Origin of the sequence: Algibacter sp. R77976 (assembly GCF_044594645.1) — a bacterium.
Taxonomy (GTDB): Bacteria; Bacteroidota; Bacteroidia; order Flavobacteriales; family Flavobacteriaceae; genus Algibacter_B.
In genome coordinates this window covers 3,180,544-3,203,148 of sequence record NZ_CP138989.1, presented here as the reverse complement: position 1 = coordinate 3,203,148, position 22,605 = coordinate 3,180,544, and the positions used below count along the sequence as shown (strand labels likewise).

General features: G+C 32.3%; 16 protein-coding genes. 13 read left to right on the top strand and 3 right to left on the bottom strand.

What is annotated here, in order from left to right:
- Positions 1 to 20 precede the first annotated feature (20 nt).
- From menD to SJY43_RS13600, 3 genes are all read left to right on the top strand, one after another.
- Entirely contained in the window at positions 21 to 1,781 is a 1,761-nt protein-coding gene (menD, locus tag SJY43_RS13610) for a 2-succinyl-5-enolpyruvyl-6-hydroxy-3-cyclohexene-1-carboxylate synthase (RefSeq protein WP_396601294.1), read from the top strand.
- Between the two features lie 96 nt (positions 1,782 to 1,877).
- Positions 1,878 to 2,216, top strand: a complete 339-nt coding sequence (locus SJY43_RS13605; protein WP_396601293.1) for a DUF2853 family protein — start codon at positions 1,878 to 1,880, stop codon at positions 2,214 to 2,216.
- A 271-nt stretch (positions 2,217 to 2,487) separates the two neighbouring features.
- A complete protein-coding gene (locus SJY43_RS13600) occupies positions 2,488 to 3,318 on the top strand; it encodes a S1 RNA-binding domain-containing protein (protein WP_396601292.1) in 831 nt (276 codons plus the stop codon).
- Here SJY43_RS13600 and SJY43_RS13595 read toward each other — a convergent pair.
- On the bottom strand, positions 3,310 to 3,738 hold the full coding sequence (locus SJY43_RS13595; RefSeq protein ID WP_396601291.1) for a hypothetical protein: 429 nt from the start codon (positions 3,736 to 3,738) through the stop codon (positions 3,310 to 3,312). The genes SJY43_RS13600 and SJY43_RS13595 overlap by 9 nt on opposite strands.
- A 405-nt stretch (positions 3,739 to 4,143) precedes the next feature.
- Between SJY43_RS13595 and mnmE the strand changes: the two genes are divergently transcribed.
- A complete protein-coding gene (mnmE, locus tag SJY43_RS13590; RefSeq protein WP_396601290.1) occupies positions 4,144 to 5,541 on the top strand; it encodes a tRNA uridine-5-carboxymethylaminomethyl(34) synthesis GTPase MnmE in 1,398 nt (465 codons plus the stop codon).
- Positions 5,542 to 5,597: 56 nt separating this feature from the next.
- On the opposite strand, the gene SJY43_RS13585 is transcribed toward mnmE, so the two are convergent.
- Positions 5,598 to 6,164, bottom strand: coding sequence for a peroxiredoxin-like family protein (locus tag SJY43_RS13585; protein WP_396601289.1), 567 nt, complete (start codon positions 6,162 to 6,164; stop codon positions 5,598 to 5,600).
- Between the two features lie 28 nt (positions 6,165 to 6,192).
- Positions 6,193 to 6,291, bottom strand: a complete 99-nt coding sequence (locus SJY43_RS13580) for an AraC family transcriptional regulator (protein ID WP_396603416.1) — start codon at positions 6,289 to 6,291, stop codon at positions 6,193 to 6,195.
- Between the two features lie 406 nt (positions 6,292 to 6,697).
- Between SJY43_RS13580 and glgP the strand changes: the two genes are divergently transcribed.
- The 9 genes from glgP (at position 6,698) to SJY43_RS13535 (ending at position 22,576) form a co-directional block, all read left to right on the top strand.
- Entirely contained in the window at positions 6,698 to 8,338 is a 1,641-nt protein-coding gene (gene glgP / locus SJY43_RS13575; RefSeq protein WP_396601288.1) for an alpha-glucan family phosphorylase, read from the top strand.
- A gap of 208 nt (positions 8,339 to 8,546) precedes the next feature.
- Positions 8,547 to 9,827, top strand: coding sequence for an alginate export family protein (locus tag SJY43_RS13570; RefSeq protein WP_396601287.1), 1,281 nt, complete (start codon positions 8,547 to 8,549; stop codon positions 9,825 to 9,827).
- Positions 9,828 to 9,838: 11 nt separating this feature from the next.
- Entirely contained in the window at positions 9,839 to 10,435 is a 597-nt protein-coding gene (gene nrfH / locus SJY43_RS13565; RefSeq protein WP_396601286.1) for a cytochrome c nitrite reductase small subunit, read from the top strand.
- Between the two features lie 11 nt (positions 10,436 to 10,446).
- The gene (gene nrfA / locus SJY43_RS13560) at positions 10,447 to 11,946 is read left to right on the top strand and encodes an ammonia-forming cytochrome c nitrite reductase (RefSeq protein ID WP_396601285.1); all 1,500 of its coding nucleotides are present in this window, start codon (positions 10,447 to 10,449) and stop codon (positions 11,944 to 11,946) included.
- A gap of 80 nt (positions 11,947 to 12,026) precedes the next feature.
- Positions 12,027 to 15,161: a cytochrome c biogenesis protein CcsA gene (gene ccsA, locus SJY43_RS13555; RefSeq protein ID WP_396601284.1), complete on the top strand. Its 3,135-nt coding sequence runs from the start codon at positions 12,027 to 12,029 to the stop codon at positions 15,159 to 15,161.
- 187 nt (positions 15,162 to 15,348) lie between these two features.
- Positions 15,349 to 15,795, top strand: coding sequence for a hypothetical protein (locus SJY43_RS13550; RefSeq protein WP_396601283.1), 447 nt, complete (start codon positions 15,349 to 15,351; stop codon positions 15,793 to 15,795).
- 260 nt (positions 15,796 to 16,055) lie between these two features.
- Positions 16,056 to 17,381 carry a hypothetical protein gene (locus SJY43_RS13545; RefSeq protein WP_396601282.1) on the top strand — a complete coding sequence of 442 codons (1,326 nt, stop codon included), beginning with the start codon at positions 16,056 to 16,058 and terminating at the stop codon, positions 17,379 to 17,381.
- 118 nt (positions 17,382 to 17,499) lie between these two features.
- Positions 17,500 to 18,951 carry a gliding motility-associated C-terminal domain-containing protein gene (locus tag SJY43_RS13540; RefSeq protein WP_396601281.1) on the top strand — a complete coding sequence of 484 codons (1,452 nt, stop codon included), beginning with the start codon at positions 17,500 to 17,502 and terminating at the stop codon, positions 18,949 to 18,951.
- A 1-nt stretch (position 18,952) separates the two neighbouring features.
- Positions 18,953 to 22,576, top strand: a complete 3,624-nt coding sequence (locus SJY43_RS13535) for a PorP/SprF family type IX secretion system membrane protein (protein WP_396601280.1) — start codon at positions 18,953 to 18,955, stop codon at positions 22,574 to 22,576.
- Positions 22,577 to 22,605 lie beyond the last annotated feature (29 nt).

The window sequence follows — 22,605 nt, the reverse complement described above, 5'->3', positions numbered from 1 at the left end:
TTGAAGTTCAAAATTGCTACATGATTTACCCAAAAATTCCGCTTGCTCAAACCGTTATACAACTTTGTAAAGCCAAAGGTGTAAAGCATATTGTTATTTCTCCAGGAAGTAGAAATGCGCCTTTAACTATAGGTTTTACACATGACAATTTTTTTAAATGTTACAGTATTGTAGACGAGCGTTGTGCTGCATTTTTTGCATTGGGTATTGCGCAACAATTAAAAGAGTCGGTAGCTGTTGTTTGTACTTCGGGGAGTGCTTTATTGAATTATTACCCAGCAGTTTCTGAAGCTTTTTTTAGCGATATTCCGTTGGTTGTTTTATCGGCAGATAGACCTAAACATTTGGTTGGCATTGGCGATGGGCAAACCATAAACCAGAAAAACGTTTTTGAAAATCATATTTTATATTCGGCTAATTTAAAGTTGGATATAAAAGATGAAAAACAAGTGCCTACTGATGAAGAGCTTCCTATTTTTAAAAATTTAGAGAATAAGTTTGAACGTTTGTTGGGCTTACAAAAGGATATTCAAACCTATAATGAAGAAGAAATAAATACTGCTATAAATTTTGCAAACCTAAAAAAAGGACCTGTGCATATTAATGTGCCTTTTGATGAACCGCTTTATGACACCGTTGACAAATTAAGTGTTGCTCCTAAAGCTACAGAAGTTACTATTAAGCCAGAAGCTATTGAGGATTATGTATTGCAATCTTGTTTTGAAGATTGGAATACAGCTTCTAAAAAAATGATTTTGGTAGGGGTTAATGGACCAAATGAAATAGAACAAAAGTGGTTAGATGAATTGGCCGAAGATGATAGTGTAATTGTACTAACAGAAACCACATCTAACATACATCACTCTAGTTTTTTTCCGAGTATTGATAAGTTAATTACCCCACTTAATGATGCTGAAAAGAAAAATTTACAGCCCGATATTTTGCTAACTTTTGGAGGTTTAATTGTTTCGAAACGAATAAAACAATTTTTACGAAAGTATAAACCCAAACACCATTGGCATATTGATAGTAAAGATGCTAACGATACGTTTTTTTGTTTGGACAATCACATTAAAAAATCGCCAAATGCTTTTTTTGAAGCTTTTTTACCAAAGGTAACACATTATGTAAAGAGCGATTATAATGCAACTTGGGCAGCCGTTAAGCAACACAGAACAAAACGCCATAAAGCGTATATGGAAGCTATCCCGTTTTCAGATTTTAAGGTGTTTAATAGTGTTTTAAAATCGATTCCTAAAGATTATATTTTACAATCTGGAAATAGTTCTACCATTCGTTATACCCAATTATTTAAAATAAATAAAAGTATTGCCGTGTTTTGTAATCGAGGTACTAGTGGTATTGATGGGAGCACATCTACAGCTATTGGTTGCGCGGTTGCTAATGAAAAACCAACGATTTTTGTAACAGGCGACTTAAGTTTCTTTTACGATAGTAATGCGCTTTGGAATAATTATATTCCAAAAAATTTCAGGATTATAATTGTGAATAATCAAGGTGGTGGTATTTTTAGAATATTACCAGGACATAAAAATACTGAGAATTTCGATACGTATTTTGAAACCAATCATAATTTAACTGCCGAGCATTTATGTAATATGTATGGTTTTAAGTACGATTCTGCAGATAATGAAGCGAGTCTTAAAGCTAGTTTGGAATCTTTTTATTTTGATGACAATGCACCAAAATTACTAGAGGTTTTTACACCTAAACATGTTAATGATGAAGTTCTATTAAATTATTTTGAATTTATTAAGTAATAATGTGACGATTTGATATTTAATGTGTCTAAAATATAGTTATCTTTATAACGGACAACAATTAAATTATTTTCTAACATATAAAACTATATAATTATGAGTAAAAGAGATGAGCTTATTGTAAAATATGCTGCAGATTTAAAAGACAAATGCGGAATTAACGCAGACATGGATTTATTAAAAAAAGTAACTATTGGTTGTGGGCCATCTATTTATAATAAAGATGCTGCTACTGTATCTGGATCTGACGATTCTGAGTTAGCTACTGTTAAAAATAATTTCTTAATTAAGAAATTAGGATTAAGTGATGGACCTAAATTAGACGAAGCTATTGCATCTGTTATGGAGACTTATGGTAAATCTAACCGTAACAAATACAGAGCTGTTGTTTATTATATGCTTACAAAACATTTTGGTAAAGAGTCTATTTACTAAAACTCAGTTTATATAAAATATTTAAGCGCTACATAATTGTAGCGCTTTTTTTGTGCTAAAATTATAGGGTATGGATTATTGTTTGCTTGTTATACTGTTGCTGCAAAAAGTGCGTAAGGGATTGAACGGTATGTTTGAGCTCGCCGACGTAGGAGGAAGCGAGTAGTGAAAGCCCGACCCGATAGGGATACGCCCAAATAATTTATAGAATGCACTTTAAGTTGCCTTAGTTTTACTTAGGGTAAGATTTAAAAAATGTTACCTTTGTGGCATGATAAAATTAGGGGAAATAAATACATTAGAAATACTTCGAGAAACTGACCATGGTATATATTTGGTTGATGATGAGGATAACCAAGTATTATTGCCAAACCGTTATGTGCCAGAGAATTTTAAGATTTGGGAAAAACTTGATGTTTTTGTGTATTTGGATAATGAGGAGCGCCCTGTAGCCTCTACAGATATGCCGTATGTTAAGCGCGGTGAATTTGCTTTATTACGTTGTAACCAAGTAACGGATTATGGTGCTTTTTTAGATTGGGGATTGGTTAAAGAATTGTTTTGCCCGTTTAGTGAGCAAGCTTTTAAAATGAAATCTGGAGGTTGGTATTTGGTGCATTGCTACTTGGACGAAAAGACCGAAAGGTTAGTAGCTTCTAGTAAAACCAACCGTTTTTTAGATAATAGTGAGCTTACTGTTAGTGAGTTTGAAGAGGTTGATTTAATTGTTTCGCATCCGTCTGATATTGGGATGAATGTTATTGTGAATAAAACACACATTGGCTTAATTTATAAAGACAGTATTTTTAGGGATTTAAGTATTGGCGATAAACTTAAAGGTATTGTTAAAAAAATACGCCCTGGTAATAAACTTGATATTGCATTAGGACAAGTTGGTTATAGAAATATAGAGCCCAACGCAGACCGTATTATGAAAGAGCTACAAGATAATAGTGGGTTTTTAAACTTAACAGATAAATCGAGTCCTGAGGCTATTAAAGATGTATTGCAAATGAGTAAAAAGAACTTTAAAAAAGCTGTTGGAACTTTATATAAAAAGCGTTTAATTGAAATAAAACCTGATGGTATTTATTTAATTTAAAGTAAAGGCGCCACTATTTTTTATTTTATTATAAACTGTGTTAATGGCTTCGGAAATAGTATCGTAATCTACTTTTTCTGAACTACAAAAACCACTTTCTATTTCTGCATTCATTTTACTAGGTAGGTCATGACCAACAACACCGTAAGCAAATAAGTTTTTTGCTAATTTTTTGTACAGTGTAGTCTCTAAAAGATTTATGGAATATGAATTAATTCTATTGGCAATAACACCATAAGGTTGTGAATTTCCAAAATATGAATTTAATTCGTTTATTATGACATGGGCATTACTCTTATCAAAATGAATGCCTTCATGAAGTTCTACAACGGCAATATGATTAAAGAAAAAGATATTGCCTAATTGGTTCTTTACGAACTTTATAATTTGGTCAGAAAAATCAGATTCAACTATTTTCATATTTTGCAAATTTATACCTCGTTGTTATAGGGGCGTTAAAAAATTAATTAGTGATTTGTAAGTGTCTGTTATTGTGACACATAATATATATTTTCGTCACATCCGGATTAAAAAATGCGTTTGCAAATATACTATGCCTGCATAATATATATGTGTTAAATATATGTAATCCCGATTATTATGAAATTTACTTGTTGTGAGTAAAAAACATGTAAATACTTGTGTTTTTGCTTATCTATTATATTGAATATTCATTTTTTTGAATAATTTGTTACTTAGTATATAATGGTAAAATCAATACGACCTTTAACATTTGTTTAATTAATAAATTAAAGAAGGTAATTTTACAGATTTACTAAAATGTTTTGTGTTAAATTTCATTTTCTAATTTAGTATTTTTGCCGTATGATAAATCAAGACACCATTGTAGCTTTAGCAACACCATCTGGTGCAGGTGCCATTGCTGTAATTAGGCTATCTGGAAGCGATGCAATTAAGATTACAGACTCATGTTTTAAATCTGTAAAAAGCCAAAAGACGCTTAGCGTCCAAAAAACTCATACCATCCATTTAGGGCATATTATTGATAACGGCAGAACTATTGACGAAGTTTTAGTATCTGTTTTTAAAAACCCTAATTCTTATACAGGTGAAGATGTTGTAGAAGTATCATGTCATGGCTCTAATTATATACAACAAGAAATTATACAGTTATTTGTTAGAAAAGGTTGCAGAATGGCAACCGCTGGGGAGTTTACGCTTCGTGCATTTTTAAATGCGAAATTAGATTTATCGCAAGCGGAAGCTGTAGCCGATTTAATTTCAAGTGATAATGAAGCGTCTCATCAAATTGCGATGCAACAAATGCGAGGTGGGTTTTCTTCAGAGATTGCTAAACTTCGTGAAGAACTATTAAATTTTGCATCATTAATTGAGTTAGAACTCGATTTTGCTGAAGAAGATGTAGAGTTTGCAGATAGAGGTCAATTTAAAGATTTAGTTGAACGTATTCAATTTGTTTTAAAACGATTAATAGATAGCTTTGCTGTTGGTAACGTGATTAAAAACGGAATTCCTGTGGCTATTGTAGGAGAACCCAATGTTGGAAAATCTACACTCTTAAATGCACTTTTAAATGAAGAGCGTGCTATAGTTTCTCATATTGCAGGAACCACTAGAGATACTATTGAAGACGAAATTTCAATAGGAGGTATAGGGTTTAGGTTTATTGATACCGCCGGTATTCGAGAAACTAAAGATGTGGTTGAGAGTATAGGGATTAAAAAAACATTCGAAAAAATAGATCAAGCTCAAGTGGTTATTTTTATTGCTGATAGCACAAATTTTAAAGATGAATCTTTTGTGCATTCATTTAAAATTGAAGTTGAGAAAATTAAAAATAAATACCCACTTAAGCCATTGCTTATTATCGCCAATAAAGTTGATAAGTTAAATGAAAATCAAATTAAATTTGTAGAAAATGATATTCCAGAAATTCATTTATTATCTGCAAAAAATGGCATAGGCGTAGATGAATTAAAGGACAAACTTTTAAGCTTTGTTAATACTGGAGCGTTGAGAAATAACGATACTATTGTAACCAATTCACGTCATTACGATTCTTTATTAAAAGCTTTTGAAGAAATCGATAAAGTTAAACAAGGTCTAGAATCTGGTTTGTCTGGCGATTTAATGGCTATAGATATTCGTCAAGCGTTATACTATTTTGGTGAAATTACAGGTGAGATTACTAACGATGATCTACTAGGTAATATTTTTGCTAACTTCTGTATCGGGAAGTAAAAGCATACCGGTTTAATATATTATTTTAAGTAACTAGCATGCTTTTAAAGTGTATTTTAATTCATCTCTTGAACAACCTTTAAAACTTCTGATGGCGACATACGTTCTGTATAATTAGCCTCTACGTGAGAAGCAATTATTGTGAAATCTGTATCAATTACAAAAGTTGCTGGCACAGGAAGTGTTATTGATCCATCTCCATTTTCAAGAGAAAGATCACGCCTTTGGTGGTAATCTTCACCGGGGTTAAATTGTAAGTTATATGCCTTAATAACGTCTTGATTGCTGTCACTTAACACTTCAAAACCAAGTTCGTTTTTTTGTGTAATAGTTAAGGTATCATCAGGCTTTTGCGGACTTATGGCTATTATTTTTGTGTTTAATGTATTGAATTGATTTATATATTGTTGAAAATTTCTCAAATCAAGATTACAAATTGGGCACCATTCACCTCTGTAAAATTTTAATACAACTGGTCCTGTTTTTAAACAATCTGAAAGTGGAATTAAATGTCCTAATGCATTTGGTAATATAAAATCTGGCGCTTTGTCCCCAACTTTTAACCCTGTTGCATTAGCAGCATTAGAAATAACTAATTTTTGGAAGTCTTGTAATTTGCTCATAAACGTTTTATATATTAATAATACTGTTTTAATGGTTATCTTTTATAAATTCACTTGGTGTTTTTCCATATTCTTTTTTAAAAGTTTTTGTGAAGTAATTATGAGTCGTCCTAAAAAAGGTTGACAGTTTTTACATAAATTAAGCCAGAGAAGTTAACTTCTCTGGTTTTTTATTGAGTATAAAATTAGGTGTTTTCATGTTAAGACTCAAATGTGGTATTTTATTATTATAAGTTTTAGTGATTTTTTTACAAATTGTTTTAATCCTTTAGCATTATTGCATTTATAAAATGAGAATTCTTGTTTTAAAACACCATTTATACGCTCTGTTAATACCTTTTGGTTACAATCATAGCCATCAGACATTGATGGTGTTCCCTTATGTTTCTGGAGTGTTTATGGTTAATAAATAAAAGTCATTCCTAAACTTTCAAAAATTATTTTTTCAAAATTATCAATTAGGTCTTATGATAAAAATCATGAATCTAAAAGGTAATTATTGATAAGTTTATGACTTAAAATTATATACAATTATGATTAATAAATATTGCAAATGGTATCATCCGTATAAACCTGCAAAAGATTATAACAAGAAAGTAGCCTATTTTAGTATGGAGTTTGGAATCGATCAAGCTTTTAATATTTATTCTGGTGGACTCGGTTTTTTGGCAGGGTCTCACATGCGATCTGGTTTTGAATTAAAACAGAATATGATTGGTGTTGGAATGCTTTGGAAATATGGCTATTATGACCAAGCGAGAAACGACGACCAAACCTTGAGAACCGAATTTAATGAAAAACATTTCGATTTTCTTGAAGATACTGGAATAGAAGTAGAAATTAAACTTCATGACAATCCACATGTAAAAGTTAGAGCCTATGTTTTAAAACCCGAAATTTTCGGAACGGTACCCATGTATTTTTTAAGTACGGATGTAGATGGAAACGATCATTTATCCAGAACTATTACCAATCATTTATATGACCGTAATCCAGTAACTCGTATTTCACAAAGTATTGTGTTAGGTATTGGAGGAGCAAAAGTAGTTGAAGCTTTAGGCGGAGCTGATACATATCACTTAAATGAAGGGCATGCGCTACCAGCATTTTACTATTTAAGAGATAGAGGTGTTAAAAAAAGCCAAATGGTATTTACTACACATACTCCTGAAAAGGCAGGAAATGAAGAACGCGAAGCCCGACATTTAAATAGATGTGGTTTTTTTGGTAAAACACTTTCTAATGAAGAACTTGAAAAGGAAATGGTTAATGACGGTATGATAAATTATACCATCTCCGCTTTGCGGATGGCAAAAAAAGCCAATGCGGTTTCAAAATTGCATGCTATTGTGGCGAATGATATGTGGAAAGATTACGATGGTATTAGTAAGATAATACCAATTACCAATGCGCAAAATCAAAAGTTTTGGCAAGATGAAACAATCAAGAAAACAAGTTTAAAGAAAAACGCCAAAGCTTATAAAAAACGTAAAACAGAATTAAAAAAGGAATTATGTGATGTTGTATCTCAGCAAACTAACAAGAAATTCGACCCGAATGTTTTAACAATTGTTTGGGCAAGACGTTTTGCAGAGTATAAAAGAGCAGATTTATTATTACATGATTTTAATCGTTTTAAAAGACTCGTATCAAACGAAAAATATCCGGTGCAGATTATTTGGGCCGGTAAACCTTATCCATTTGATTATAATGCCATAGATACTTTTAACCATTTAGTTCATCAATCAAAAAGTCAACCTAATATTGCCGTTTTGATTGGTTATGAAATAGAATTATCTAAAAAACTAAAATCTGGATCAGATGTTTGGTTAAATACACCAAGAATTACTCGTGAAGCCTCTGGTACAAGTGGTATGACGGCAGCTATGAATGGGTCTGTAAATGTATCAACAAATGACGGCTGGATTCCAGAATTTCAAAAGGACGAGAAAAACTGTTTCGTCTTACCAGCTTTAGACCACCATTTGCCTATTTGGGATCAAGACAAAATCGATGCCAATAATTTATATCATATTTTAGAAACTAAGGTTATTCCAACATATTATGATAATCCTAAGAAATGGCAGGATATTGTTTTTAATGCAATAGATGATGTTATTCCAGAATTTACTACAAAAAGAATGGCTGATGATTATTATAAAAAGCTGTTTTAATATTAATTTGGTTAATTAACCAAGAATTATGTTTAGCCTATCTTAAATTTTCAACAAAATTAAGATAGGCTAATTTATTAATGCATTCTAATTTGGAATGTTCTATGTCTTTCAGTTTTTGTTTTTAATTAGTATTTTATGATAATTGTCATATTCTATAGTGATAACAATTATCAGCTTTGCATTACCAAACCAAACTAAAATTATAATGCATAAAAACCAACTCACCTTCGTTAAAATTATTTTATTTTTCTTTCTGTTTTTTTCATCTCAAATTGCAATTGCGCAATTAGAAATAGGAGCGGACATAAGGCCACGCTTTGAGTATCGACACGGATTTAATAATTTATTCCCTGATAATGCTGAGCCTGGAGCATTTGTAGTACAAAGATCTCGACTTAACTTTAAATATAGTTTAGATAAGCTAGATGTAATGATGAGTATTCAAGATGTTAGCACATGGGGAGATACTAGACAAATAGATGCTACAGATAGTAATAACTCGTTTTCTCTATTTCAAGCTTGGATTGAATACCGTGTAAATGAAAATTGGTCTACAAAATTAGGTCGCCAAGTTTTATCTTATGATGACCAACGTATTTTAGGTGGTTTAGATTGGGCCATGCAAGGTCGTTTTCATGATGCTGCATTAATAAAGTATAAGAAAGATAGCTTTATTGCAGACTTTGGTTTTGCTTTTAGTCAAGATTCACAAAGTTCAGTAGGTAATGTGTATACAATACAAGGAGCAGCTACTTATAAAGCTATGCAATTTGCATATCTTAAAAAGAAATGGGAAAACAGCTCAGCAAGTTTCCTGTTTCTTAATACAGGGTTTCAAAATCTTACTGGTATAAATTCAGACATGGCAGATGGTGTTTTTTATAGACAAACAGCCGGATCGTATTTTACCTTTCCTATTAATAATGTAAAGTTTAATGGATCGGCATATTACCAGTTTGGAAAATCAAATGATACAACAGATTTAAGTGCCTATCAATTGGCTTTAGAAGCTAGCTATAAACCTGCAAAAACATTGTTTGCTTTAGGTTTTGAAATGTTAAGCGGAACTAATCAAGATGGTGATACAAAAAACAAATCATTCCTTCCACTATACGGAACAAATCATAAGTTTAATGGCTTTATGGATTATTTTTATGTTGGAAATCATGGAAATAATGTTGGACTTAACGATTTTTATGCTAAATTAGTTTTTAAATCAGGAGAAAAAGCGTCATTGCTTACTAAAGCACATTATTTTTTAACAAATGCTGATTTAACGAATAGTGCGGATAAATATTTAGGAACAGAGTTAGATATTGTTTATAATAGAAATTTATCTCAAGATGTTACATTAAGTATTGGTTATTCACATATGTTAGCCTCAGATAGTATGAGTTTAATAAAAGCAGGATTACCAAATGATAACACAAATAATTGGGGTTGGATACAATTAAAAGTACAACCAACTTTATTTAAAAGTAAATAAATTAGATAGTATTGGAACCTTCTAAAAATATATTACCACCTAAAGCCACCAAATGGCGAACTACAGCAGTTATTTTTATTGGTGTAATAATTGGCTTGGGTTTATTTATGGCAAAAGAATCTAAGATAACATCTTATATGTCTGACGATCCTCAAGCCTGTGTAAACTGTCATGTTATGACACCTGTTTATAACAGTTGGATGCATAGTTCTCATCGTGAATGGGCTAATTGTAATGACTGTCATGTACCTCATGATAATGTTTTTAATAAGTATTATTTTAAGGCTAAAGACGGATTATATCATGCATCAGTTTTTACAGCACGAGCAGAACCAGATGTTATAGAAATGAAAGAAGCATCGCAAGAGGTTGTTCAAAACAATTGTATTCGATGCCATGTTCAACAAGTTACACAAGTAAAATATGATGGTTGGATAGAAGGCCATCGAGAAAATAGAACAGGGAGACAATGTTGGAGTTGTCACAAACTGGTACCACACGGAAAAGTACATGGTATATCTACCATAAAATATAATATTGCACCATTACCAACAGACCAAGAAGAACTTGTTATTCCTGATTGGATGGAAGAACAACTTAAAGATTAAAACGCATAGAAATGAAAAACAAAGTATTATTTATTATAACCATTGTTGTGGTTTTTTTACTAGGGCTATTAGCGTCAAGTATTGTTAATAGAAAATCAGAGGCAAAGTATAAGTATACGCCAAGTGTAGATATTGCTGAAAATGAACCAAGAAATGCTGTTTGGGGAGAAAACTTTCCTTTAGAATATCAGTCTTGGTTACAAACTGCAGATACATCGTTTGCATCTATGCAAGGTGGTTCTGCGATGAGAGATGTTTTAGAAGAAGATCCAAATCTAGTCATTCTTTTTGCAGGTTATGGTTTCTCTAAAGATTATAATCAAGGTAGAGGACACGCTTATGCTGTTGAAGATATTCAAAACTCTTTAAGAACAGGAGGACCAAAAGGAAAAGGAGATGGCCCAATGCCAGCAACATGTTGGACATGTAAAGGTCCAGATGTACCACGTTTAATGAATGAAATTGGTATTTCTGAATTTTATAGCGGAAAATGGGCAGATAAAGGTGAAGAAGTTGTAAACCCAATTGGTTGTGCAGATTGTCATGATTCAAAAACTATGAAGCTTCGTATATCAAGACCAGCACTTGTTGAGGCTTTTGATGCTATGGGTAAAGATATTAACCAAGCGACTCATAATGAAATGCGTTCTTTAGTTTGTGCACAATGCCATGTTGAGTATTATTTCGATAAGAAAATTCCAGGAAAAGAAGGTGTGCCTTATTTAACATTCCCTTGGAAAGATGGTATGACAGTTGAAGATATGGAGAATTACTATGATAATTTAGAATTCGCAGATTGGACACATAAATTAAGTAAAACACCAATGTTAAAAGCACAGCACCCAGGTTATGAAACATTTTCTACTGGAGTTCATGCTGATAGAGGCGTATCTTGCGCAGATTGCCATATGCCATATAAAAGTGAAGGTGGACAAAAATTCACAGACCACCATATTCAATCACCTTTAAATAATACATCTAATGCATGCCAAGTATGTCATAGAGAAGAATCTAATAAGTTAATTGCTAATGTTTATGAAAGACAACGTAAAGCATCAGAAAACCGACTAAAATTAGAAGATCTTTTGGTAAAAGCACATTTAGAAGCTAAGAAATGTTGGGACTTAGGAGCAACAGAAGCTCAAATGAAGCCTATATTAACAGATATTCGTCATGGTCAATGGCGATGGGATTATTCTGCTGCATCTCACGGTGCATCGTTTCACTCTCCAGTTGAAACTGCAAGAGTTATTGGTAGCGGTTTAGTTATTGCTCAAGAAGCACGTGTTAAATTAGCTAGATTATTAGCAGATTTAGGACATAACAAAGCCATTGATATGCCAGATATCTCAACAAAAGAAAAAGCACAAGAATTTATTGGCTTAGATATGGATAAATTGAGAGCTGAAAAAGCAGAGTTTAAAAAGAATTTGTTACCACAATGGCTTGAAAAGGCTAAAGCTCGTGAAGATAAATTACCAATAAATACTGTGTCTTCAGTAGCTAAATAATAAAAAGTAAAACATAATAAAAGATACCTTATTAATTAAAAGTAAGGTATCTTTTTGTTTAATAATACATGTAAATTACAATGAATAAACTTTTACGTCTTTTTTCTTCACCTAAATTAGCAGTCTTTTTATTATTCGTTTTTGCCATTTCTATGGCTACAGCAACATTTGTAGAAAACGATTATGGTACAGCTACGGCTTGGAAAATTATTTATGATGCTTGGTGGTTTGAGTTAGTTATGCTAGGTCTAGGTATAAGTTTTATACTTAGTATTTATAAATACAAACTTTGGCGAATCGAAAAATGGGCGCTATTAACATTTCATTTAGCATTTATAATAATTTTGCTAGGAGCAGGTATTACACGCTATGCTTCTTATGGAGGTATTATGCGTATTCGCGAGGGTGCATCATCAAATGTTATTATATCTGATAATAACTATCTTCATATTCATTTATCTGACGGTACAACAACTAAAACCATAAAGAAAAGGTTAAGCTTTTCTCCTATAAGTAATAACGATTTTAGTATTAATACAGACTTTAATAATACACCTATTTCAATATCATATAATGAATTTGTTGCAGATGCCATTCCTGAAATAAAAGATGACTCAGAAAATGGAAAAGCCATGATTCAAATGGTAGTTTCTGCTGGTAATGGCAGAGAAACTGTGTTTCTTGAAAAGGGAGAGGTTGAGGCTATAGGTGCCCATAAGCATAAGGTAGGTTTCTATGTTAAAGAAGACGGCGTAATTAATATAACAGAAAAAGATGGTGTTTTTAGTATTCTATCTCCAAGAGATTTAAGCACATTTGTTATGGCGACAGAAACAGCTAGTACTATAGTGAAAGATAGTTTACATACCATACAATTACGAACCTTATATCGTGATGGCGATGCCTCTTTTGTACCGCTATCGTATCACCCAAAAGGTGAAATAGTATTAGTAAGTGCTTCAGAAAAGCCAAAAGATAACGACGAGCAAAAGGATGATGCTCTAGTAGTAAATGTTAAAGTTGGTGAACAAACCAAGCAAGTTACTTTATTATACCGCGAAGGCTTTTTACCGGTGCAGCACGATATTGAAGTTAATAACATTAAATTGAATTTATCTTATGGAGCCGAACCTATAATTGCGCCATTTTCTATTCATTTAGACGATTTTCAATTAGAACGTTATCCTGGATCTACAAGCCCTTCTGCTTATGCTAGTGAAGTAAAAGTGATTGACGATAATACAGAAATACCTCACCGTATTTTTATGAATAACGTTTTAGATTATAAAGGCTATCGATTTTTTCAAGCAAGTTATGATACAGATGAATTGGGAACTGTTTTGGCTGTAAACCATGATGCATTGGGAACAAACGTAACTTATTTAGGCTATTTTTTAATGATGATAGGGATGTTTTTTACACTTTTTGGTAAAACTTCTCGCTTTACATTAATTAATAAAAAATTAAAAAAATTGAAACTTAAAAGTGCCACACTAATTCTCCTTTTCTTTTCTTTTACAAGTATTTGTTTTTCTCAAGAAGGAAAACCAACTATTAACTTAGAAATGGTTGGGCACCTTGAAGTTAATGAACAACATGCCGAATTGTTTGGACGTTTAATGGTTCAAGATTTAGATGGACGAATAAAACCAATGAATACATTAGCTTCTGAGTTTTTAAGAAAGCTAACGCGAAAGCCATATTTTAAGTTTACTGAGCATGGAGAAAGTATCAGATTTAGTTCAAATCAAGCCTTTTTATCGATGCAATCGGCTTCAAATATTTGGCAATATATACCTCTAATTAAAGTAGATTCAAAAAAAGGAGGTGAATTATTAAGTGCTTTAAATATTAGTGAGGATGGTTTGGTATCGTTCACAGAATTGTTAGGTGAGAAAGGAAAATACATACTTACAGATGTTGTAGAAGAAGCTAATAAAAAGAAACCAGCAGAGCGAAATGAGTTTGATAAAGAAATTTTAAAGGTAGATGAACGCTTTAATATTCTGTACAATGTGTTTTCTGGAAACTATTTGAAAATTTTCCCAAATAGTAATGATGAGAATAATAAATGGCATAGTCAAACACATCATTTTAAAGATTTTCCGAGTGAGGATGGACAATTTGCACAACAAATTATACCTACTTATTTTAAAAATGTAAACGAAAAAAATTGGGTTGCTGCCAGCGAAAATTTAGAGTATATAAAAACGTTTCAAGATGTTTTAGGGAAAGAAATTATTCCAAGTCGTAAGCGAGTAGAGGCAGAGTTATGGTATAACCAACTTAATTTAAATTTTTGGTTATTTCAGGTGTTTTTTGTTTTAGGAATCATACTTTTAGTTTTAGCTATTACAAAGATTTTTACTAAGAAAAAGGCTCTTGATTTCTTATGGAATGGATTGGTAATTATTACGTTAGTAAGTTTTCTTATGTTTACAGGAAACATAATTTTACGTTGGTATGTGGCGCAACATGCACCATGGAGTAACGGTTACGAAATGTTAGTATTTGTCTCTTGGGTGTTAATACTTTGTGGGTTGTTAACATTTAGAAAATCTGATTTCAGTTTGCCTTTGGCTACACTTTTTTCTGGAGCTTTATTGTTTGTTAGTTATTTAGATTGGTTAAGTCCAGAAATCACAAACTTAATGCCTGTTTTAAAATCATTTTGGTTAAAAATTCATGTCGCTACAATTGTTAGTAGTTATGCGCCATTAGCACTCTCAGCCATTTTAGGTTTTATGGCATTATTACTCATGATTTTTAAAACTAAAAAATCTCAGAAAGAAATAGATATTAGAATAAAAGAGCTCACCTATATTAATGAAATATCTATGACAATAGGTGTGTTTGTGCTAGCCGTAGGGACATTTTTAGGAGGTATTTGGGCTAATGAATCTTGGGGGCGCTATTGGGCATGGGACCCAAAAGAAACATGGGCATTAATTAGCGTAATTGTTTATGTAATTGTTTTACACCTTCGTTTAATTCCTAATTTAAAAAGTAACTATATATTAAATACAGCTAGTGTCTTTGCTTTTGGTTCTATTATCATGACATCTTTTGGGGTAAATTATTACCTCTCTGGGCTTCATAGTTATGCTGCAGGAGATCCATTACCTATTCCAACCTTTATTTATGTTTTAGTTGCATTAGTATTAGTGGTTTCTGTCTTAGCTTACTATAGAGGTAAAGCTTTTAAAAAGAGTTAATTATCTTTTTAATCATTAATTTTATTTCATTGTTTGGTTTATTATCAAGGTTTAATTCGATCTAGCCACAAACAAAAAGAAAGCATAGTCTTACTTTTGTTTGTGTAAAATAAAAATAAATCGACAAAACGATTGTTTTTAACGTTTATTTGCATAAATTTGTGTTTTAAACCCCTAAATCTATATCATGAAATTGAAGATTGTTTTATTCAGTTTAGGATTATTCTTTTTTACAAGCATTGGTTTTGCTCAAAAAAAGAAAGCCCCAAAAAGTTTCATTAGTGAAAAAGTTACAATTAAAAAGTATCATAATAAAAGTGAGCTTGAGCGTATGCAAAAAGGCGAATTAATTGTATTATATTCTGAAAGAATAGAGGTGTTAGTTAGAACATTGCCTTATGTTGCATTTGCGACAAAGCCAGGAATAACAATGTCTTCTTTAGGTATTCCTACTAATAATGATAATAAAAAAGCACTAGATAATCAATTTGAATCTACAGATGATTACCTAAAAAAGGCAGGAGAATTTCATAGCGAATATTTGCCCTATTCTGATACAGGAAATCTAATTGCTGGAATATTATTTTATGAAGAAATAATGAAATCGCTTCATCAGTATAACGATTTTCGATAAATTCTGGTTTGGAATTATTAACTCTTTTATTTAAGATTTAAGGTTGATATTTATTTTGTGATTATTCTTTTAATCTTCAAAAATCCAAAATATTTATAATTTTTATTTATTCTTTTTGCATTTTATCGATTATTAATCTATAGCAAACTGTATATTTTGTGTATTTCAGCGAAATAATTGGTATTTCGTAGATTAATTTGTAGTTTTGATTATTAATTAAATAACAGGTTTCATTTAGTTATTTATTAAAATATTTGACTATGAAAAAAATTGCCCAAATCATTTTCATATTTCTTTTTGTTATAGCAAATAGTTTTGCTCAACAGGAAAAAGGAATTTATAGTGAAGAAAATTGGCTTAATAACTGGACAGATTTTGCACCACATCAAAACGATTATGGAGAACCTACCAAAATATTAACTGGTAATATTACAGAAGATACTAAGTTGTATAAAAGAGAAGTTTACTTGCTTCTAGGTAATGTCTTTGTAACAAATAATGCTACACTTACCATTGAATCGGGTACAGTTATTTTGGGGGATTTTGAATCTAAAGGTTCTTTAACAATTTCCAGAGGCTCGATTATAGAAGCGAAGGGAACAGAAACGGACCCAATAATATTTACATCCAACAGAGGTGTTAAAAGACCCGGTGATTGGGGCGGATTAGTCGTTTTAGGTAATGCACCAATAAACAAACTTGGTTCAGGTTCTGCTTCTATGCTTTTTAATGATTTGAGTGCAAAAGACTATATCAATACAATTTACGGAGGTGATGATAATAAGAGTAGTTCAGGTATTATATCGTTTGTTAGAATAGAATATGCGGGTAGAAGGGTTTCTGAAGACACTTATTTTAGTGGCTTGTTTTTGGCTAGTGTTGGCAGAGAAACAGAATTATCGAGAATTATGGTTAGCAACTCAGCAGGGAACGGTATTGATGTTTATGGAGGTAGTTTAATGTTAAAAAAAATGGTGTCTTATAAAAATCATGGAACAGACTTTAAATTTAATTTTGGTTCGCGCTCAACAATCGTTAATTCTTTAGCGGTAAGATCTCCTTATTCTTCAAAAGGAGAAGGTTCTATATGTTTAGATATAAGATCCTATGATGAAAAGCAAGAATTTGATTTTTCTAAGAAGGAAACTTGGGTTAAAGCTCAAAATGTAACTTTTTTAAATACTAGTGAAGATTTAAAAACAGATATTAAAATGAACTTGGTTAAAGAAGCTATTTATATGGGGAATAATGCATCATTAGATATAGATAAAAGTGTTATATCTGGATTTAATCCTGCTGTTATTTTAGACGAAAAAATCACATTAAACCAAAGTAATTTAAATAAAATTAACTTCAACGCCATGTTATTTAATAATTGTAATGGTAACATATTTGTAGAATATAATTCTAATAATGAAGACTTAGAGAACTGGTATGGTAATAGTGCCTTTTTTAATGTGTACTCTAAAGGCGATAATTACGAAACGTTTATTGATTCAAACAATAAAAGAACACCAGATTTTAGATTACGTATTAATAAAATAATTGCATCTAACGAAGTTGATCCAGATTTAAGAATCGATTAAAAAACTATAATTAATGATACGTTGGTTTTTCCTTTCATGTTTATGCCTTAATAAATTTTTGAAACTCTTTTAACTCTAATGTATGTTGTAGACGAAGTTATTTTCTAAATAAAACTGTATGAGGAATTTTACTCTATTTTATGTCATTGTTTTTTTGGTTATTTCTTTAAACAAAACCTTACATGCACAAATAGTAATAAGTAAACCTAGTTTTACCGATATAGTAACACAACTTTGCGCAAGCTCATCATTTAATACGTATGATGCTGCTTTTACTTTTACACCAGAATCTGGATTAGAATCTTCAAATCAGTTTATTGTTGAAATGTCTGATGGTATGGGGAGTTTTTCAAATCCAACAGTTATTTATACCTCTACCGCAGGTAGTGTAACCACTTCACCTGTAAATTTTAACTTTTCTATTCCTACTGATACTGCCGGCGAAGCTTTTAGATTACGAGTAAGAAGTACGGCTCCCGTTTCTATTAGCTCAAGTTCAAATGCATTTGCAGCGTATTATAAAACTCAAGACAGCCCATTCTCAATAAATAATCTAATTTCTACAGGTGCTTATTGTTCTGGTGGCAGTTATCTGTTATCTATTGATAATCCAGGTGGTTCAACAAACGACTCTCCATTACAATATCCTTCATTAACGTATAAATGGTATAAAGTAATAGATGTTATTTCATCTATTTTTGAATTTGTAGCAGATGGAGAAACTTTATCTGTAAACCAACCAGGAACCTATTTTGTAGAAACTAATTACGGTACGTGTACATCAAATTCTTTCTCTAACCGTGTAACTGTTAGTGAAGCTACCTCTGGATCAACAAGTAGCATTAATTCTAGTTTAGGTAACCCATATTGCTCTGCAGATGGACCAACTGTTTTAAGTGCTATTAATGGAAATACTTATCAATGGTTTAAAGATGGTGAAGCTATTCCAGGTGAAACAAATCAGATGTATGAGACTAATGATTCTGGTGAATATTCTGTGAGTATAGATTTAGGTAATTGTATGACAAGTGCATCTATAAACCTTGAAAACACAGGTTTTACTAGTAGTATTGATGTTGATGATTTTGTTAATGTTGATGAAGATGAACCTTTAACTGTAACAATTACAACCACAGCAAATAATCCAGTATATAAATGGTATTTAAATGGTGGGTTAATTGATGGGGCAAACAGTAATATTTTTAATGTTAAGCAAACAGGTACTTATAAGGCTATTGTAACACAAACAACAGGATGTAATGCTTCTACAGAGTTTAGTTTTACAGTAAGGCTTGCTTTTCCCAGTTTTGATGTTATACCAAATTTAATTAGCCCTAATGGTGATGGAATAAACGATACATGGTTAATCCCGAGAAAATATACTAGCGGTACAAATACCGAAGTTATTATACTCAGTTCACAAGGTAAAGTGGTATTTAATACTAATAACTATTTAAATAATTGGCCAGAAAGTCAGCTTGATTATACATCTATAACGCCTGTTTATTATTATATCATCACCACGTCCGATGGTAAATCAAAAAAAGGATCAATAACAGTCGTCAAGTAGAATGAAAAAATACATCCTACATATCGTTTTATTTTTCTGTATTGCACAGCAACTTTATTCTCAAGAAGATGGTGTTGTCGCATTTAATATGCCTGTTAGAAATTCTTTAAAATTTAATAGACAATTTATAAATCCAACCTTTAGTTTTGTTCGAGAACAAAATAAATATATCAGTTTTAATAATAAAAGAGAATGGGTTCAATTTGATAATGCGCCACAAACTTATTTATTTGGATATTCTGGTAGGTTTCAAGAAAATATAGGAGCAGGAGTTAGTTTATATCAGCAAAATTATGGTGTTTTATCCACTTTTGGAGGTATTGTGAATTTTGCATATAATGCTGTTCTTGATAGAGATAGTAATTTGACTTTTGGTACTAACCTTGCATTCTATAAAAGTGGACTAAATAGGGGTGATGTTATTATATATTCCGAAGATTCTTCATTAGATAATGTGCCTTCTACCTCAATAATAACAATAAATCCGGGAGTTAACTACGGAACTGAGTTTTTTGACTTTGGTGTTTCTTTAAAAAATATAGTTTCTTATAATTTAACGAATGCTTCCATAATTGAAGACGATCCTGAAAAAGGTATTCAAGCACATATCATGTATACCGGTTATATGAATAATCGTGGTTTTTTTGATGAGAGTAGATTTTCTGGATTGATAAGTTCTGAATTTAGAAAAGATCAAACTGTAGTATCAGGAATGGTTATGTTAATGGTACCAAAAGGTGTTTGGGCACAAGCAGGATATAACAGTTTGTATGCAATGTCTGTGGGTATTGGTTTAAATATTAGTCCCCAAATAGCTCTTGAATATAATTATGAGAAAGGCGTTGGTGGGTTTTCTACTTTTGGAAACTCTCACGATATTACTATAGCATATAAATTTAAAAATGATTACCAATATGATTATAGTGGTGATGATGACGAGGAATCATTATTAATATCATCAAAAAATAAAAATAGAAGGGTTGTTAAACGAAGAAAATCATCAAAATCACGAACCACTAAAAAGATTGAGCCTGATGTAGTTGAAAATATTGATGCTAATTCTGATATAGATGCAGAAGCCGCAAGAATAAAGACAGAAGAAGAAGCTCAGGTTAGATTAGTAGAAGAAGCTAGAGTAAAAGCCGTTCAGGCAGAACAAGCCCGAGTAGCAGAAGCCGCAAGAATAAAGGCAGAAGAAGAAGCTCAGGCTAAATTAGCAGAAGAGGCTAGAATAAAAGCCGTTCAGGCAGAACAAGCACGAGTAGCAGAAGCGGCAAGAATAAAGTCAGAAGAAGAAGCTCAGGCTAAATTAGCAGAAGAGGCTAGAGTAAAAGCCGTTCAGGCAGAGCAAGCCCGAGTAGCAGAAACCGCAAGAATAAAATCAGAAGAAGAAGCTCAGACTAAATTAGCAGAAGAGGCTAGAGTAAAAGCCGTTCAGGCAGAGCAAGCACGAGTGACAGAAGCCGCAAGAATAAAGGCGGAAGAAGAAGCTCAGGCCAAATTAGCAGAAGAGGCTAGAGTAAAAGCCGTTCAGGCAGAACAAGCACGAGTGGCAGAAGCCGCAAGAATAAAGGCAGAAGAAGAAGCTCAGGCCAAATTAGCAGAAGAGGCTAGAGTAAAAGCCGTTCAAGAAGAACAAGCCCGAGTAGCAGAAGCCGCAAGAATAAAGGCGGAAGAAGAAGCTCAGGCCAAATTAGCAGAAGCCGCAAGAATAAAGGCAGAAGAAGAAGCTCAGGCCAAATTAGCAGAAGAGGCTAGAGTAAAAGCCGTTCAGGCAGAACAAGCACGAGTAGCAGAAGCCGCAAGAATAAAGACAGAAGAAGAAGCTCAGGCTAAATTAGCAGAAGAAGCTAGGGTTAAAGCCGTTCAGGCAGAACAAGCACGAGTAGCAGAAGTAGCAAAAATAAAGGCAGAAGAAGAAGCTCAGGCTAAATTAGCAGAAGAAGCTAGAGTAAAAGCCGTTCAGGCAGAACAAGCACGAGTAGCAGAAGCCGCAAGAATAAAGTCAGAAGAAGAAGCTCAGGCTAAATTATCAGAAGAAGCTAGGGTTAAAGCCGTTCAGGCAGAACAAGCTCGAGTAGCAGAAGCCTCAAGAATAAAGAAAGAAGAAGAAGCTCAGGCTAAATTAGCAGAAGAAGCTAGAGTAAAAGCCGTTCAGGCAGAACAAGCTCGAGTAGCAGAAGCCGCAAAAATAAAGTCAGAAGAAGAAGCTCAGGCTAAATTAGTAGAAGAAGCTAGAGTAAAAGCCGTTCAGGCAGAACAAGCCCGAGTAGCAGAAGCCGCAAGAATAAAGTCAGAAGAAGAAGCTCAGGCCAAATTAGCAGAAGAGGCTAGAGTAAAAGCCGTTCAGGCAGAGCAAGCACGAGTGGCAGAAGCCGCAAGAATAAAGTCAGAAGAAGAAGAAGCTCAGGCTAAATTAGCAGAAGAAGCTAGGGTTAAAGCCGTTCAGGCAGAACAAGCACGAGTGGCAGAAGTAGCAAGAGTAAAGGCAGAAGAAGAAGCTCAGGCTAAATTAGCAGAAGAAGCTAGAGTAAAAGCCGTTCAGGCAGAGCAAGCACGAGTGGCAGAAGCCGCAAAAATAAAGGCAGAAGAAGAAGCTCAGGCTAAATTAGCAGAAGAGGCTAGAGTAAAAGCCGTTCAGGCAGAACAAGCACGAGTTGTAGAAGCTGCAAGAATAAAAGCAGAGGAAGCTGCTAAGGCCAAATTAGCTGAAGAAACTAAAATTAAAGCGGAAAAAGAATTGCAAATTGATGAGATACCTTTGGATGAAGTTTTAATTAAATTTAAAAAGTCCAATGAAGCTTCTAATAATGCTCAACAAGTGTTGTTTAAGAAACTGAACGATAAAGTAGCTGTAAAACAGCAAGATTTAGACGATCTAAAAAAAGAAAATGATTTAAGTGAAAAAGGGATTGTAAGCGCTCCAAAAGCTTTCAAGAGTGTATCAGCAGAAAATGCTGAAATTGAAAGTTTAAAATTAAAAATTGATAATTCTATTGAATTAGGAAATACTAAAATTGCTGAGATTGAAACATTATATAAGGATAGACTAAAAAGAGTAAAAGATAAAAATGATGCTGTAAATATTGAATATGCTAAAACAATAGAAAAATTAAAATCTGAACAATTACAAGCTAAGAATATAAAACAAAATTTAACAGGAGCATTAAATGATATTAAATTAGCAACAGATTTTGAAAGAAACAGAAGGATAAAACGAGCAGCTTATGATAATGATGATGATAGATATAGTAAAGATAGAGCTGCCTTAGCTAGTATTAAGAAATTTACAGAACCAAGTACTGAACCATTAACAAAAGATGATTTTGATTATGGAGAACCACTTAGTAACATTCAAATTGTAAAAGATGTTAATCATGTAGAAGAAGGTTATTACCTAGTTGTAGCTGTGCATAATGACGTTAGTAAAAGAGATGAGTTTTTAAGAAAAGCAGTAGCATCAGGAGAAAAAGATATCAATTTCTTCTTTGATGTAAATACGAGTAAGTATTATATATATTACGAGAAGTTTAATAATATTAGTCAAGCTAAAAATGTATTAGATACAAATAAAGGAAATAAACCATTTAATGGTAAAATGGCAATGGTTAAAATTGAAAATTAAATAGTTAAGTAAAACTGATTATATCTTTA

Coding starts and splice junctions, on each gene's coding strand:
- menD (WP_396601294.1), top strand. CDS start 21: ATGATTTACCCAAAAATTCCGCTTGCTCAAACCGTTATACAACTTTGT.
- SJY43_RS13605 (WP_396601293.1), top strand. CDS start 1,878: ATGAGTAAAAGAGATGAGCTTATTGTAAAATATGCTGCAGATTTAAAA.
- SJY43_RS13600 (WP_396601292.1), top strand. CDS start 2,488: ATGATAAAATTAGGGGAAATAAATACATTAGAAATACTTCGAGAAACT.
- SJY43_RS13595 (WP_396601291.1), bottom strand. CDS start 3,738: ATGAAAATAGTTGAATCTGATTTTTCTGACCAAATTATAAAGTTCGTA.
- mnmE (WP_396601290.1), top strand. CDS start 4,144: ATGATAAATCAAGACACCATTGTAGCTTTAGCAACACCATCTGGTGCA.
- SJY43_RS13585 (WP_396601289.1), bottom strand. CDS start 6,164: ATGAGCAAATTACAAGACTTCCAAAAATTAGTTATTTCTAATGCTGCT.
- glgP (WP_396601288.1), top strand. CDS start 6,698: ATGATTAATAAATATTGCAAATGGTATCATCCGTATAAACCTGCAAAA.
- SJY43_RS13570 (WP_396601287.1), top strand. CDS start 8,547: ATGCATAAAAACCAACTCACCTTCGTTAAAATTATTTTATTTTTCTTT.
- nrfA (WP_396601285.1), top strand. CDS start 10,447: ATGAAAAACAAAGTATTATTTATTATAACCATTGTTGTGGTTTTTTTA.
- ccsA (WP_396601284.1), top strand. CDS start 12,027: ATGAATAAACTTTTACGTCTTTTTTCTTCACCTAAATTAGCAGTCTTT.
- SJY43_RS13550 (WP_396601283.1), top strand. CDS start 15,349: ATGAAATTGAAGATTGTTTTATTCAGTTTAGGATTATTCTTTTTTACA.
- SJY43_RS13545 (WP_396601282.1), top strand. CDS start 16,056: ATGAAAAAAATTGCCCAAATCATTTTCATATTTCTTTTTGTTATAGCA.
- SJY43_RS13540 (WP_396601281.1), top strand. CDS start 17,500: ATGAGGAATTTTACTCTATTTTATGTCATTGTTTTTTTGGTTATTTCT.
- SJY43_RS13535 (WP_396601280.1), top strand. CDS start 18,953: ATGAAAAAATACATCCTACATATCGTTTTATTTTTCTGTATTGCACAG.